Below are 17516 nucleotides of genomic sequence, written 5' to 3'. Positions count from 1 at the left end.
AAGTTCGTTTCATTGTATGGCTTTCAGGACTGGCGCCATCACATAATTCATGACGGTTCTCCTCCCGGTAAGCACATCGACTACGGCTGTCATACCTGGCAGAACAGGCCACTGATCTTCAGTGGTGGGTAACTTTACCCTGATCCGGTAATAAGGCTGCCCCCGATCATCTTCCAGCGTGTCCGCACTGATCGACTCCAATGTTCCCTTAAGACTTCCGTAGGAAGCATTTTCATAAGCCGTCAGTTTCACCTGGGCATTCTGACCTGATCTCAGAAAAGCAATATCCGATGGTTTCACCTGAGCTTCAACCACCAGACTGTCCCCTTCAGGGACAATTTCAATCAACGTGGCACCGGGTTGAATAACACTGCCCGGCGTATTCACATGGACCACTTTTATCAGCCCACTGACAGGGGCTGAAAGCGATGTTCTGTGGACTTTGTCCTTAAGCCCCACCTGCCCTTCAGTCAATCTTCCCAAACGCTCGCGAGCCGACTGCAGTTCCTTTTGGACATCTGCCCGGTAGCGCACAGCTGTGCTTCTGTAGCGACTGCGGGCTTCACTCAAAGCGGATGCCAGCCTGGGCTCCATCAATTTTGCACTCTCTAGCTCGCCTTTCAATTCATTGGCTCGACGCTGCAGCCCCAGAATATCCACTTGAGTGACCAGCCCTTCGCGAACGAGAGGCTCTTTCAGCTTCAGTTCTTCTTCGATAAGGCTGTCACTTCGGCTCAGGGTTTTTATTTTCTGTCGATGCTCTTTCAGCTCCTGACTCTTCTGACTTTCCTGGATAGACAATATATCGAGCTGACTTATAAACGACTCTAATCTCTTGTCAAGAATGGCATTCTGCTGTTCAAGTCTCATCAAATCAACAGGTTCTGCATGGAATTTATCCGGTAATTCGGATCGAGTAATCTGCCATTGACCTTCCTTCTCGTGGAGTGAATTCAATTCCACTTCAAGTCTTAGAACTTCCCATGCTGTGTCTTCCAGTTCGGTTTCATTCACCATCAAGCTGGACCGGTAACGGGTTTCATCTACCTGCACCAGTGTATCGCCCCTGTTGACATGATCCCCCTCCCTGACCCCTATCCACTTCAATATGCCACCGTCCAGACTCTGTACCAGCTGCACCCGGCTGTCAGGTACTACCCGACCATAACCGGTGACAACCTCGTCAAGTTCCGCCCAGCATGACCAGAGAATCAGCACAACGAGAAGAGCCAGAAGCATCCAGACAAACCATCGGCTGTGAACAGAAAGATCAAGCAGTCTAGCCTGATCGCGGCTTCCAGCTGTTTCTAGTAACCATCTCTGCCAGCGACTTTCTTCCTTCATGACGACTCAGCCCTGATGTCTTCTCTGGCCTTATCTGAAACCAATCGCCCTCCATCTAGCAGAATAACTCTACTGACCACATCCAAAAGACTGCTTCTATGCGTCATCAATATCAATGTGGTGGTGGCTGGAAGATCAGCAAGAGTCTGACGTATCTGGTCCTCCAACAGGCTGTCCATATGAGCAGTGGGCTCATCCAGCACCAGCACATCGGGCTTATTCAAAAGAACTCTGGCCAAAGCGACAGCTTTACGCTGACCACCAGAGAGCCTCTGTCCAGCTTCTCCAACATGGTATTCCAATCCAGCCAGTGACATCCCTGTAAAAGCACTGACTCCAGATGCCTTTACTGCAACTAAGAGAGCTGCTTCTTCAATGTCGTTATGACCCAGAATAATGTTGTCTTTTATCGTGCCATGGAAAAGCCAGGGCTCCTGGGCAAGAAAACCAACTTTCTTCCTCAAGTGGCGAGGATGAATATCATTGATATCAATATCATCCAAGGTGATTCGTCCCTGTTCGGGCGTATAGAGCGCAGCCAGAGTTCTGGCCAGCGTTGACTTGCCGGAACCAGACCGTCCCACAATAGCTACTTTTTCACCTGATGGAATCTTCAGAGTCAAGTCCACCAGCGCAGGCACTGCTGCGCCCGGATATTTGAAGGACACCTGCTCAAAGCCAATCCTGCCTTCGAGCCGACCCAGATTGCGAAAATGATGGCCGGTCTGTTGTTCATCCGGTTGAGCCATTAATTGCCCGGTGACCCTGAAGGCAGTCTTTGCCTGATGGTAGCGGGTTGCCAATAGAGCCAGTTGCATGAAAGGAGCCATAGCTCTGCCGGTTAACATCATAACCGCTATGAGCGCCCCCAGATTGATCATGCCAATGCTGATGGCATTCACCCCGTAATAGATAACGGCCACTGTCGTCAGCTGCTGTGCACAAAGTGCAACCACCGTCACTGTTCCGGTGATCGTCCGAGTCTTTAACCCCCAGGTGGCCATTTGACCTACAGCCTGCTCCCAACGTTTTTGGAAACGCCACTGTGCACCCGCCAGCCTCAGAGTTTCCATACCGGTCAGGCTTTCAACCAGATCTCCCTGCTTTCTTGCTGACAAGCGCTCACCCTCTTCTATAGTGCGGCGCAATGCGGGTTGTATCAACAAACTCACCAGAACCATCAACGCAATGGCAACAATGTGTATCCAGACCAGTCCGCCGGCAAGAAGACCAATCACCAAAAGAAAAACCAAAACAAAAGGAATATCCACCACAGCGATAAGGCAGGTGGACGTAAGAAATTCCCTGATGGCGTCAAAGTCCTGAAGCTGCCGGGCGAATGCTCCTGTGGAAGCAGGTTTGGCTGATAACTGCATAGCCATAACCTTGGCATAAATCCGGCTGGCTATCAGCAGGTCAGACTTTTTGGCAGCCAGATCAATAAACCGGTTTCTCAGGTATCTGCAGGAAAACTCAAAGACAATGACCAACAATATTCCTAATGTCAGAGCATTGAGCGTTCCCATGGCCATACCCGGGATCACCCGGTCATAGACCAGACGAACAAACAGGGGAACAGACAGCGCAAAGAGATTAACCAGCAGTGAAACCAGCAATATCTCCCGATAGATGGCCCTTCCGGCCAGAAGAGCCCCCCAGAGCCAGTGCTCATGCAAAGCGGGCTCCAGGTCCGGTTCTCGATCGTCTCTGATACTGGCAGGACTAAACAGAATAAGAACATCACGGGTGCTTTTCTGAAACTCTTCAACTAAAAAACTGTAAGGTTTTAATGGCTCCGAAGGATTCAGCAGCCTGACTTTCCCATCCTCAACAGCAAGAATAATGATGGGCAAATCCTGCCACCATGCCAGGCAAGGAAGGCTACCCTTTGGCAGACCCGCTTCGGAAAGGTTTAGTGCTTTCTCATACGTCAGTAGTCCTGCATTTTCAGCCGCTCTTCTAAGCAGATGCTCAGGAATAAATCCATCCTCAAGAGGAAGACCCGATAAAACAACTTCAGGAGAGACCGACCGTTCATAATAGTTTGCCAGCCAGACCAGGCAATTCAGTATGGGATCCCGGCTCATTTCGCTCGCCTTAGTCATGTTCTCAACGACAGTGGAACGCTAAGTTAGAGTAGAGCATGAATATCAGGACCGCCATAATCCCTCGAAAGGTCTCACCATTCATGCAGCAATAAAGAAAAAGCAGACCGGAGGAAAATCACCTACCCTTAAATAGTTCTAGCTCCATCTGTTTTTTTCGCCACCGTTCTTTACTGAATTAGCTCACATGAAACTGCCATTTCAACGACGTCAGCCGTCAGTAGGTCTGGCTCTTGTCGTATTTCTCACTCTTTCCAGCCACCAGACCCACGGGCAGAACCTTGAAGAAGTGGTCAGTATTGCCCTCATCACTAACCCGAAAATGCAACAGGCTCTTCATAAGGTTCAGGAACGCAAACACGATGAAACCGTTGCAAAATCAAGCTATCTCCCCACTCTGGATCTTCATGCTGGCGTCGGTCATGAGCGCACTGACAGCCCGGCAACCCGCAGCGGCGGACCTTCTACTGACGAATACCTCAGACGACGGGAAGCCTCTGTTGTACTGCGCCAGATGATTTTCGAAGGTTTCTCAACCCTGAACAATGACCGCAGAACGAAGGCAGCAACTCACTCAGAGCAATACCGCCTCCTGAATATCGCCTCCGAAATGGCTCTTGATGTGACTCGCTCTTTTCTGACGATCCTGATGCAGCAAAAAGCCCTGAAAATGGCTCATCAGAATCTGGATGCCCATGAAGAGATCTATTACTCGATCTTTAAACGCTCAGAGCATGGAGTTCAGAGCGTAGCCGATTTGAGCCAGATCAGAGGGCGTCTGGCAGTAGCGCATGCCAATGTCATTGCTGCCGAGAATAACCTGAACGACGCCAGGATACAGTTCCTGAAACTGGTGGGTATTCAACCAGATAATTTGATCGCACCAGATCCCGATACCAGCCTGATTCCAGAAACACTGGACGACACTTTGAGAGTGGCTACAAGCGACTATCCACTCCTGCAGTCAGCCACACTTGACCAAAAGGCTGCCGATCATGAGTACGAGGCCAGCAAAGGACGCTTTTATCCCGAGTTGTCTATCGAAGCGGGTCGTTCCTGGAATTACAACCTTAACGGGATCAAGGGCAGAGACGATGATTACGCTATTATGTTTCACGCCCGATACAACCTGTTCAGTGGTGGCAGAGATACCGGTCTGATGAAGGCTGCCCTGACCCGGCGAGAGGAGGCTGAGGACATTTACTCACAGGCAAGGCTACAGGTTCAGGAAGAAGTCAGGCTTTCCTGGGAAGCTCGCCAGCAACTCAAAAGACAGCTTCCCAAACTGGAAGAGCACTTTGAGGCCATCAATATGACCGTCAAAGCCTATCGCAGACAGTTTATCCTGGGAGAGCGGACCTTAGTGGATGTCCTGAATGCCGAAAACGAAAAGCTGGAAGCCAACATGGCCTGGAACCGGGCTTTAACCCATGAGCTGGAAGCCAAGTACCGACTACTGCATATCACCGGAAGACTGCTCGACTCACTGAAATTCACTCTGCCCGCAGACCGGATGCCACCCGGGAAGTAAGGTCATGAGAAAGCTGGTCATTCCATCTGAAGGTGCCAGAATCGGGAAAGTTTCAGGCGTTGTCTGGAAGCTATTACCGGATGGTTCCCGTCAGAGAATTTTTCCTGAAGACACTGGCACTGCCCTGTCCTCCAGTATTACTGTTGAAGTAGAAGATGACTCCGATCTTGAACTGATTCCAGAACCCCAGGCCCTGGATGAGCTTTTTACAGAGACAAGCGAACCTTCTGATGCTCTCAGACGAGAGCCTGCCACCACATCCGGACATGGCCAAAGTGTCACCGTGCCCTTTGTCTTACCCTTGAGTCTGGTCCGGATTGTACCAGCAGCGGGCTTTCAAACAGGGGCAAGATCTGAAGGTGCAGAGTCTGAACGGCTGCGCTCTGGCCAGTTCAGCAATGATCGGGCACAAGTAAACGACAACAGTGCTGTTCTGAAAATTGCTATACCGATCACAGTCGATAATGTCGTTAATCTCAAGGAGTCAGGGCACCTGCTCATCACCGGTACCGTCACGGATATTGAAGACGGCCAGAGTGTTCTGGTCATCCTGACGGATCAAAACGGTAAAAGCCTGCAAGTCTCAAGTACTATTTCCGGTGGTCACTGGCAATGCATTTTTAATGAAATGGGAGGCAACAGTGCAGGTCTTGTTGATGGCTCTGTTCTGATCGATGCTTCAGCTTCCGATCTTTTTGGGAATAGAGCCAGTGACAGCCATTCATTTATTCTGGATACCTTTGCATGGACCCGAATCGATGACGTTGACAGTATCGGTCAGACGTTACCCACAATGCTCAGTGGTCGCATAGACGGAGTCGAAAATAGCAGGGAAATTGAACTGAGAGACACTAACCCTGTTGTGTTCCCCTATGCCAGGTTGATTCCCAATGGCGGCTCAAGCTGGCAGACCCCGATTCCCGTTACTCAGGACCTTATCGGTATCAGTCCCAATGCATACGTCAGTGACCAGGCTGGCAACATCGCGACAGATTACCTCCCTCCTATTGGTAACCCAATTCGATTGGCCATTGATGAGCATACGGTCATTTATGTCAGACAACAGAACCCTCCCATTAGCAGTGAAAAGACGGATCTTACTTTTGACCTGCCATCACTGCAGAAGTTCGCTCCAAAGAATCTTGAAGTGATTGATAATGGACAGGCTTACCCTCTGCGTTGGCAAATATCAGACAGTTCACGTGTTCTTAATGGAATATACTCCGTTAACGGCAAGGAAAAGATAGCCATTCACTTCCAGATGCCTGCGCGCGGCTCCGGTCTGGCTGAATTTACTCTTGATGCACCGCTAAAGCATCCTGACGGTCAGGGGCAGAACAGTATCCGTTTTACCCTCCCTTATCTAAAAAGTGATCTCATTACTCAACACCGCTCCCTGGCCGGTCAAGAAGTTGAAGTTACCGACGACGTGCCTGTCGCAAAAGTCCACGCGGCGGTAGATTTGATAGAAGGCTCCTTAGCTAGCTGGCACCAGAGAGGCAGACTATTCACTAAAAATGATGCCGGGAATGATGATGCAAGATTGACCGCTGTTAACCAGAAGGCCATAGAAGACTACCCTGCTGAAGCCTCTGGAAACAGGGCTGACTGGAATAAGCTAACAGGACAATATGGAAACTTCTTTTTCCAGGCGGACGGTCGCTGGTTTTACAAGGCTTCGCCAGGTCAGTTGCACCCAGGGGGCAAACCCTTGAGTGAAACGTTTGAGTTTACCGTAACCGATTACGATGGGGATGATTCATCGGCCAGTATTACTTTCGATGTTCTGGACGGCACTGCCATTTCTACTGCCGATATTTTTTTCACAGCTGACCAGGAATGCCAGTCACCACCCGCTGCTGACAGTGGGATAGTCACCTATTTCAAAGGTTCAGACACTATTGCCGAGAACAGCCTGACTTTTGATGCAGATGCGACACTCTCTCAATTCAAACAGGTCCTGTCAGGCAGAACGGCTACCAGCAGTGCCGTAGCTCTCGATCTCAGCAGTCTTTATCCTGACCGTCAAGAACGTAATCTTGAGCTGAAAACAGTCGATGGAAAAACAGTCGCACAATTCTGGATAGATTCGGTGACAACGAACAGCAAGGGGGATGTCAGCGCCCGTATCTCGGTTCTACAGCATCTCAATCTTTCAGTAACGGATGCACAGGGCACATCCGATCTTATTCTCCCGGTTGTCACCCATGCCCGTGAGATCAAGGATGATATGGCAGAAGGTACCGCTTATATCACCTTGAAAGATGGCAGACTCGAAGCCCGTGACGACACAGGGTCCGTTATTGAAAGCCAGAAACTCAGTGGCAATGTTATTTCAAACGACACGCTCTGCTCGCACGTTGCCCAGGTATCAGAACTCTTTATTAATGGCCGTTTTCTTCCTTCAGGAACGGACAGTCACTTCCTTCCGGAACAAACGATTCAAACACTTAAGGGTGAGCTTCGTGTTGAAAAGGACGGGTCCTGGAGTTTTAGCAGCAGGGATTCGCTGAATCAGTCACAACCTCAGCAACTTCCGTTCAAATACACCCTTATTGCTATTGATGGCCATAAAACCGCAGCCACTTGCACTATTGATGTAACGGATGGTGCCCCTCCTGCCGGCGGCTTTTTATCCAGTCTCACTTTCAAAGAAGCCGGGCTGCAAAACCCTCCCCTTTATCCGGTTGTCACTAACAGCAACAGGGTCATCATCTCTGGAGACGGTTCAGACCCCATAGCTTCTTCAAGCCTGGTATTCAGTGACAGCAATGCCAAAGATTTATCGGGGAAATATTTCTCTGGTCATGTTCCGGTTCTCTTCACGGTTTCTGGAAAGACTCTCTCGGGTCTGGCGGCAAGTACAAAAGTACTGGACGTCGAGCTGATCCCGGAAACCCAAATCGGAAAGGACCTCGAATTCAGCTACAAGGCAACGCTCTACCAGCCTCTGGAGCACCCGAAAAACAACGCATTAGATATGTCTTTAACGGTCAATGCGGCTGATATTGATGGCAGTCCATTAGTAAACCACGGAAGTCTTTCTCTCACTGTTCAGGATGGAGCAAACTTACAGTTTTCAGATCAGGAAATGGCTACTCTGGATGAATCCGCCCTGATCAGCCAAGCTGTGATACAAGGAACTGCAAAGCTGCTGCTGACCCCAGGCTCCGACAAAATTGACACGTCCAGCTGGAAGTTTTCGTCGAATCAGCCTGGCCTGCTCAATCTTACCTCCCTGGGACATTCTTTGCTCATCGAAACCGGGACCATCAATAGAGTCATTCAACTTAAAGATTCATACACTAACAAACAGGTTCTGACCCTGACGCTGGATAACCTGCCTTCAGAACAAAACAAGTCAATGCTTCAGTGGACAGCTAAATTGCACCAGCCAATGGATCAGGATCGGGGGGCATGGCCAATACAGCTGGCGGTTGAGGCCGCTGATATGGACAACGACAAGGTTCAGGGATGGTTTTTTCTGGACATCAGCAATGATCAACCCAAGGCTGTGGACCACAGCTTCAGGCTTATCGAAGGCGAGAACATTTCCAGCAGTCAGGAAGGAACTCTATTCACACTTGAACAGGCAGGAGCAGACCTGGGTAAGATCACCGCCATCAATGGCACTGAACTGACTTCCAGTACCGACTTTCAGGTCTTCCCCGGAAAGCTTGGAAGCCTGTCAGTAAAACCTGACGGCACCTGGCAATATCAGGCTCTGCCAAACCTGATTCATCCACCAGAAAATATTCTATCAGAGACGTTGACTTACACACTGACCGATTCGGATAGTGATCAGTCCAACGCACAAATTACTTTTACCGTCGAAGATGGGACACCGCCTCACTTTGATCCAACCAGTGCTCCGATTCCACCCTCAACCGGGAGTCCTTCAAACGTCTCCGGTGAATTAATGACTCTGGATATCAATCAGGAGTGCAAGTCCCTGTCTCAAGCTGACAGGGGCAGAATCACTGTCATTAAAGGCTCAGACAGTCTGCCAGTCGATCAATCTCTGCAATTCGATCCGGATAAAACCCTTGAGCTGTTCAGGACAGCTTTAGCCAGCAGAAGCCCTCAGAGTAATGGTCACCCGATAGATCTGTCAGGCCTGAATCAGGACGCTGACAACCACCGTCTCGAGCTCAAAACCGACGAAGGTAAAACCGTTCTGCTGATCTCTCTGGAGAATTTTTTTCCAGATCCCGGCACCGGAAACCTGAAGTCTGAAATTCACGTTCTGCAGGAAAACGCTTTTCAGGTAAGCGGCACTGAACCTGTCATTTTGCCTGTTTCGTTAAAGGCTATTGATCATGATGACGACACCGTTCGTGCAACTGTCGATCTGAACATGATTGATGGCACTGTAACCGCCGTTGATGACTATAACGATGTTATTGAGGGAGAGACCGTCACCGGTAACCTGATGGACAATGATGAAACCTGTATGGACACGACAGCCGTCATTGCTGTCAATCTTGGCTCCCACTTCGACACTGCAGGGAACGACCCCAAAAAAATCTTCAATTACCCACCCGGAACACCGCTTACCACAAAGTATGGATCGCTGATGGTCAATAAAGACGGCAGTTACCGTTTCGATGCCAGCGACTCCCTGAAAAATAATCCTGATTCGGTCCAACAAATTTTCTCTTACACCTTGCAGGATGTTGAGGGCCACAAGGATCATGCCAGTGTTTATATTTCTATTGTTGACGGAACGCCACCGGAAGGCCATAACCTGGGAAAAATAAGAATAACTGAGGGGGAAGTCAGCGGGCAGAGATCCTACCCCGTCCATGGCTCACTGCACAGTCTTTTACCCGGAGGTTCGGACCCGGCTGATCCAAACAGTGTCCGCTTTGCTGGTCAGTTTGGCGACTTGAATAACAAACTGACATCGCTGGGCGAACCTTTGTCCTTTACCCAGGAAAAACAGTCTCTGCAAGGCAAAACGGGTGCTGGAATAACAGTCCTGTCTATTTTCACTCACCTTTCGATGGCTTCTTCCAGCAAGGATACACCCGTCACTCATGAAGTGCAGCTGTTCAGACCGCTGGATCACCAGGGCACTGGGCAAATCAATGAGCTTGTCAGTGTTGATGGGACTGACATTGATCTGAAGCTACCCATGACTTTTTCCGACTTTGATGGCTCACCCGCAAAGAAAACAGGGCTTCTGGAGATCAAAATCAAGGATGGAATAATGCCGAAAGTAACGAATATCACCAAGATAGGCATCGACGAGAAAAACATTCCTGTCAAAGACTCTGAGTCCGTGACTCTGGAACCAGGGTCTGACCCGATAGCACCTTCCAGCCTGCGATTTGCAAACAATCAACCGGGCCTGTCGGGTCTTTTCAGCAATGACCAGCCACTGACTCTGATTCGGGATAATGACCAGTCTCTCAGGTTGGTCATCAACAAAAACCCTGTTATTCAGGTGCTGACCATTAAACTCGAGGGTGCTCCAGCGCCAAATGCACCCTCAAAGGTCCGGTGGTCCGTTCAAATGGACAGTCCAATGGATCAGGACCAAGGCCAATGGCCCCTGAAGATTGCAGCAGAAATCTCAGACTCCGATGGTGACATTACAACGTTTATTCTGGCAGCAGATATCAGAGACAACATCAGTGGTCTCGATATTCTGGTGAATACACCTGAATTAACATTGATTGAGCCCCTGCTGGATGCACCTTCGCCAACAACCGATATGACATCAGCCATTGTACACGCTGGCACTGATAACATAGAACAGGTTCATTTCCTGACACCTGCTACTGATAGCCAGAACCGGGCCATTGATGACTCAGGCCATCCCCTCCTGCATGATGGATTACCTGTTCACTATAAGACAGAAGGCGACCAATCGATTCAAGCCTGGGCATATAAAAATGGAGCTCCGGACCAGAAGGTTTTCACCTTTACCTGTCAGGACTGCCCCAGTTCGGGCAACCCTATCCTTGCTAATACTTTTGCTACTGTTCATCTGAAGATTGAATGGTTCACCTTCCTTGATCATCAAGATGACAAGGGACAAAAAGATAATTTAAAACTGCCAACGACCGTGACTGCGATAGATACTGACGGTTCCAGGGTTCAGGATCAGATCATCCTGACTCTGACTGATGGTACTTTACCGGTGCCTGGGGATCCCCGGTCACCCGAACCTGCTGTGGACATTAATCGAGGTCAGGTAAACACCCTTGAAGCAACGCTTGATTTTACCCCCGGTTCTGACCGGGTCATCCCCGATATTGAGCTCAACGATCTGCAAAGCAGGCTTGGGGGGTTCAGTTCTGATGGGCATCTACTGAATAAAATAGAAAAAGCCCCTGATGGTTCTATTAATGTTTATCGTTCAGATAATCAGCTCGTGTTTACCCTGAAAGGCAAAGCACTACCTGGCAATCAGGCTGCACTGGAAGTCAGACAGCTCGACAATATTGACCACTTGCCAACAGCTTTATTTCCAGAATTTGCGAAAACCAGGTCAGTCTTGATAAAAGTCTGGCTGCATGACTCTGATGGTGACGAGAGTAAAGAATACAAAATCATCCATATTGATATTAAAGATACCAACCCTTCTGCTTCACCAGACTATTTCAACAATGGCAGCCCTCTGGCTCGTGAAGGTCAAACCGTCTCTCTGGATAAGAGTCGTGGGCTGATGAACAATGATCAGCTGAACGCCGATGCAGACAATGCCAGAATTACAGGGCTGCATTATCCACCTTATGATCATCAGGTTCCTGCTGGTTCATCAATAGCAGTGGACACCCCCCTGGGCAATCTGACCGTTTTCTCTGACAGCCAATGGTCTCTGAATACACGAGCATGTATTGATCATAGCGGCGGCAGAGACAGAACCGAAACCTTCCAGTACACGATTACGGATGGCGATCAGGACACTTCCGCTTCGGAAGCCTCGATCACAATCAGAGACTTTGATGCACGCTTTCGAAAAATACAGAATGCATCAGGCATTGAAGACCAGGTTTCCCCAGTGCCTGTGAATTTTGAAATATTGCTGGGTGATACAGACCGTGGTGAAACAATCAGCCAATTATGGGTTGTTGAGCGTTCACTGCAAAACGGTCAACTGACTTACAAGGGCAATCCGCTCCCGACAAATGACGGAAAGATTAATATACCTTCTGAAGCATTAGCGCCTTCCCAGGAGGACTGTTATCGTTTCTTTACCTCAGTTGAACTGGGTTATCTGCCACCCGCAAATGGCTCTGATTACAGCTTCGCCCAAAATAAAATCCGATTGAGACTAGAAGCTGGTATCAGCAAAAATCCCGGACCCGATCAGAGCATCAGCAGTCAGCTGAAAATCAACATCAGCGGGGTTGCAGACGAGCCATTGTGGAACAAAGGTAAGGACATCGACTACTTTACGACAGAAGAAGATCATCCTCTGACGTTAACGGGGGCTGGCGCCCGGTTGCAGGATACTGACGGATCCGAAACCCTTTCATACGAAATACTGGGCATACCAGAACACTCCGCTCTTAAACTAAACGGCACAACCCTCCTGGCTGGACACATCTTAACGACATCAGAGATTAAGCAAATAGAAGTGGTTCCGGACTCTGACTGGAGTGGGAAACTGTTAATACCGCTCAAAGCCATAGTCACTGAGGCTCCTCCCTTCTCGGTCCAGACAGCTAAGGCTGAACATACTCTGACTGTGGATGTACAACCCGTAGCCGATCAACCATCACTTTCCGTTACTCCAGCAATGGCGGGGGGCACTTCAGCCAGAGTTTCAACTCTGGAAGATGGCAAGACTCTGGTGGCCAATTATATCCATGCAAAGCTTTCGGATACGGATGGTTCAGAGCAACTGTTTATTCACATTAAACCCATGGTGAACCCTGGAGAAGATCCCGGAAGCTTCTGCCTCGAAAAAACAGATGGAAGCTGTGATCCTCTAACCACTGGCAAAAACCAGAATGCCAGAATGCTACCGGATGGCAGCGCCGAAATCGCTTACGATCACTTGTCCGATCTTGCTTATCAACCCGCAAAGGATCGCAGTTCTGCAAACTTTGCTGACCTTCGTTTGAAAATCAATGCGGTCAGTAAAGAAGACTCTCAGCAGGGGGTTGTCCCCTCTGCAGAAAAAGCCGTTTCTGCAGATAGGTTTCTCGAGCTCAACATAAAAGGGGTACCCGATGCTCCCTCGGTCACAGGCAACGCTGTCTGGATAACAGACCCCCAAAATAGATTTTCACTGACAGGCACGGGTCAGGAGGATCATGCATTGCCTATACAGTTCGATATCAGGTCTTCTGATATCGATGGGTCGGAATCCCTGAATGTCCTTCTGGATACCGCTCTTCTTTCCAATCGGTTTATGATCAGGGACTCTCTGGATCAACAGCCTCCTATTGCAGGTATTTCCTCTAACAAGCCTGTCTACCAGGTCAGTCAGAATGATCTGAAAACCGGAAAATACAGCATCATCCCTCCTGTGGATTACGCCGGTGAACAGCAGCTGACCTTGAAAACCCTGATCACCGAAAGAGACGGTGCCCGTTCCGTGTTTCCCGTTGAGTTGACCGCAAAGTTCCTCCCAATTGTCGATACTATTGGTGAACCCTTGTCTTACAGAGGTCGGGAAGTGGATCTGCTGCCTGACCATAAGGGCTTCTCAGGCGGTGCTGCTTTAACACTGGAAAGCATCAAATTGAAAGATACTGATGGCAGTGAAAGCCTTCAGGATATCAACAGAGTTCAACTGCCTGCCGGATTTCTGCTTTACCAGAAAAGCATTGCTACCTATTCCAGTCTGGATCCAGATCAACCTCTGGCCAGTCAGCTCGGTGGCAGGGATTCATTAATCGAGGCTTTGCGCCAGAAAACGCTGGTCATTGTTCCCGGAACAGGAGGCAATATCGACACCGACTTTCCGACAGCCAGTCAAACCGTTACAGACTTCACTTTCTACCCGGTGATTCGTGACCAACAAAACAATCTGGAGACCACCAGCGAAATCACCATGAAGGCAACCATTCGTTGGACCGGTGAGGTCGACGGTCCTACTTCTTCGCCGGTCAACAATGATGAGAATACCCGCATAGAATATCCCTCCAGCTATTCCTTTACAGGGCCGGATATACTTCTGACGAATTATCAGTTTACTTCAACTGACACAGATCAGAGCGAGCATGTTAATCAAGACAACCCTGTTTTCAGGATTGCTTTGCTGGACGCCGGGGGTCAGCCTCTGAGCAGCGGCTGGCATCTATCCGGCAGTAATCCCAACATCTTGACGTATAATGGCAATGAATGGTTGGTAAGCAAAAACAGCCTGACAGGCACGACTCTTCATATCTCAATGAAGGGTCATTATGAAATGAAGGTGGAATCACTCATCACGGATATTGGCGACCTTGAAGCTCGCTCGGCCCATTTTAATGTGATCAACAACCAATCTTCGGTGGATACACCTCCCCATGATCCCGGCGAAGTCTTTACCTGCGCTGATGGCATCAAGACAGATGAAGATAACTCACTCCCTCTTATCGGTTGCGTTGATCCTGCACAAGCTGTTTTCAGTCATGAGACCACAGCATTTCGGATCAATGCTTCCGATCTGCCTCCGAACTGGAGCCTGAACGGTGACTACACAAGGTCATGGGGTGAGAGTGGCGAGACAATCAGTTACCTGATTCTTCCCGGCAGCCTTCCCAATATTGTCATTAAACCGGCCAGGGACTTTTCCGGACAGCAGGTCATTCCTTTACAAATTCTTCAGCGCAACAATATCAGTGATCAGACCAAAGTCAGTTCACAGGATCTGCTTTTCAAGGTCAGTCCAATAGTTGACGACAACCCGGATCTCAGGACAGACCCGCAAGCCAAAGGCTCTGAATGGAACGGAAAAGATCAACCCTGGCCCATGAATCTGAAAATAAATCCGGCGGATACTGATGGTTCTGAAAGAGTTATAAGTGTTGAACTGGTTCCTCCAACAGGCATTCAATTACAAGGCACCGGTCTTTCATTTGATGGCGCTCGATATACACTCACCCGAGAGCCCGGTGAGTCTGTCGATGCATTTAACCAGAGACTGGCAAGTATTCATTTTATTCCTGCCAAGGGTATTTCAGGGAAGGTATCTGTCACTGTCGATTTCAGGATACAGGACTATGCACCCGATATTAGCGAGTCCCGGGAAAAAGATTTCAGCCGACAGCTTCAGCTGGAGATTGTACCTGCAAATAACTGTGCATCCCTGACCTCGCCGACAGCAGAAGGTGATGAAGACTCTGATATTCTGCTTTCTGGTCTGCAGGCAACACTCAATGACAATGACGGCTCCGAGGCCCTGTCAGCCCTCATCGAAAACATGCCCAACGGCGCAACCCTGTCAGATCAATCGAATAACCTTTTGCCTGCTAACGGTAATGGCAGCTGGCAAATTCCTGCTAGCCTGATCAACAGCTCCGGTCAAATCGCTCCATTAAATCTAAGGCCTCCCCTTGATTTCAGCGGTGAGCTGAACCTGCAACTAACCAGTTACAGTCATGAACAATCTCTGACCACATTCTGTACCAATATGAGCCCGCTCCCGGTGAAAGTCCGTCCGATAGGGGATGACCTGACTCTAAAAGAGCTGACAGAGAGCAACGGCCATGAAAATGTTGCCATAAACTTGCCATTGGATATCAGGATCACAGACACTGCCTCAGACCCCACTGATCATCCTGAAGTGATCGCTGTATCGGTCAAAATACTCAGCAGCAGTGAACCGACCATTTTCCCAACGGAAAGCAAAGCTGAAAAGCCCTATATAAAAACCCCTGATGGCCTTCGGGCTCTATTTATCCAATCAGGAACAGAGATCGAAGCCAGACTTGAAACAACCACCACTACTTTGCCACATTTGATCTATCAGCCCGGAGATGGACATGGCAAAGCAGATCTGCAGATTACGGCTCACTCGGTTGATAACACTGACGGTCTCGTTCCCGGAGAAGGTTCAGATGTCAGCCTCCAAATCAAAGTTATCATTGCACCCGCATCAGACCAGCCTGACTGCCAGATAGCATACGACAACATTACTGTATCAAAAAATGTTCCGGTACCTCTTGGTATCAAAGCGGCTGTGGTGAACCCGGCTCTTCAGGTCAACAACCTGGTCAAAACTGAATTGTACGTGCTTCTGGAAAACCTGCCACCGGCTGCATCGCTGATCAACAGTGTTACGGGCCAGCCATCAGGAGTACCATCGGCCTCACCTTCTGGCTGGGCACTGACAACCAGCGAGCTCAGTGAGCTTGCCATCATAAATCTGCCCACAGGTCAGTATGACCTGCAATTGAAAGCCGTTTCTGATGCTGCCGATGGTGCACCACAGCAAAGTGCAATCCAGAATATTTCAGTCACAGTGACCCCGGAAACAGCCAATATTCAAACGTCCGATAAAGATGATTTTGTACTGGGTAGTGACAAAGCTCGAACCATAAACACTCAGGGGGGAAATGATACCATTGGAGCAGGCCTGGCCGAGAACACTGTCATTGAAGGGTCAGGCAACGGGCAGATTTGGGGGGGTGAGATTAACAAAAATGGTGATGGAAAAACCGACCACTTCGTCTGGCAGAAGGGTGATGAAGGTGCCGGCGGAGCCTGGGACAATATCATGGATTTTGAGCCCGGTCTGGACAAAATTGACCTCTCGGCCATGCTCAATATCCAGACTGTTTGGGATACATCGAAACTTTCCAGCCAGTTGGTGATCACTGAATCCGCCAATCATAATATAGTGATTTACTGGACCGACGATAGCACTGGCGGGACATCGTCTTTTAACATCAGTAATGACGACAGTGTCCAAGTTTCCGGTTCCATCCAACAGCTGATCTATCTCAACAGCCTGCCTCTTAATACCCTCATTCCCGGTGGCGATAGCATGACTCAAGCACAGAGACTCAGCGCTCTTGTAGAGTCCGGCACCCTGAAGGTATCTAACCAATATGGACATGAAGGTTCTGATGTACTGCGCGATACTGTCGGAGGCCTGACTCTGGACGCCGGTGGGGATGACGATGTGCTTTACGCCCACTTATCAGGCAGTAACCTGATAGGAAACAGCGGTAATGATCAGTATATTCTGGGGAGCAGTACAGATACATCTATCTGGAAGAAAGGGCATGAAGGTACAACCATGAATCCAGCTTCCGACATTTTGAAAAACTTTGCATCTGTGGACGGCAATAAGGATGTTGTGGATATCGCCGAGCTTCTGCCCCGGGAAGCCAGCAAAAATCCGGAGCGTTATCTGAAACTGGAGCAAGACAGTAGTAATAGTTTGCTTAAAGTAGCCACTGAAAACCCTGACGAATGGACACAATTCATTGTGTTTGAGGACACACTGCTTATCCCTGATGGACAGGCAGCTGATGAAGCCCTGAGGCTAATGATTGAACAGGGACAACTGCAAACCAATGTCATGATATAAAGCTTTTCAAAGCGCGCCCATTCCCTGCTCAAGACATTCATGGTCTATCGTT

The 17516-nt window shown here is 49.2% G+C and carries 4 protein-coding genes; 2 read left to right on the top strand and 2 right to left on the bottom strand.

All coding sequences use genetic code 11. The annotated features are described in order from the left end of the window. Positions 1-9 precede the first annotated feature (9 nt). Positions 10-1344 carry an HlyD family type I secretion periplasmic adaptor subunit gene (locus ACOMG9_RS10990; protein WP_448216929.1) on the bottom strand — a complete coding sequence of 445 codons (1335 nt, stop codon included), beginning with the start codon at positions 1342-1344 and terminating at the stop codon, positions 10-12. Beyond that, positions 1341-3431 carry a type I secretion system permease/ATPase gene (locus ACOMG9_RS10985; protein ID WP_448216928.1) on the bottom strand — a complete coding sequence of 697 codons (2091 nt, stop codon included), beginning with the start codon at positions 3429-3431 and terminating at the stop codon, positions 1341-1343. The genes ACOMG9_RS10990 and ACOMG9_RS10985 overlap by 4 nt, the downstream gene beginning before the upstream one ends. A 205-nt stretch (positions 3432-3636) precedes the next feature. On the opposite strand from ACOMG9_RS10985, the gene ACOMG9_RS10980 reads away from it, so the two are divergent. Both ACOMG9_RS10980 and ACOMG9_RS10975 read left to right on the top strand, forming a co-directional pair. Beyond that, complete coding sequence (locus ACOMG9_RS10980) at positions 3637-4980, top strand: TolC family outer membrane protein (RefSeq protein WP_448216927.1); 1344 nt, start codon at positions 3637-3639, stop codon at positions 4978-4980. 4 nt (positions 4981-4984) lie between these two features. Continuing rightward, positions 4985-17464, top strand: coding sequence for a VCBS domain-containing protein (locus ACOMG9_RS10975; protein WP_494530250.1), 12480 nt, complete (start codon positions 4985-4987; stop codon positions 17462-17464). Positions 17465-17516: the final 52 nt, after the last annotated feature.

Source organism: Endozoicomonas sp. PH6C (assembly GCF_059322965.1).
This window is presented reverse-complemented; position numbering and strand designations above follow the sequence as displayed.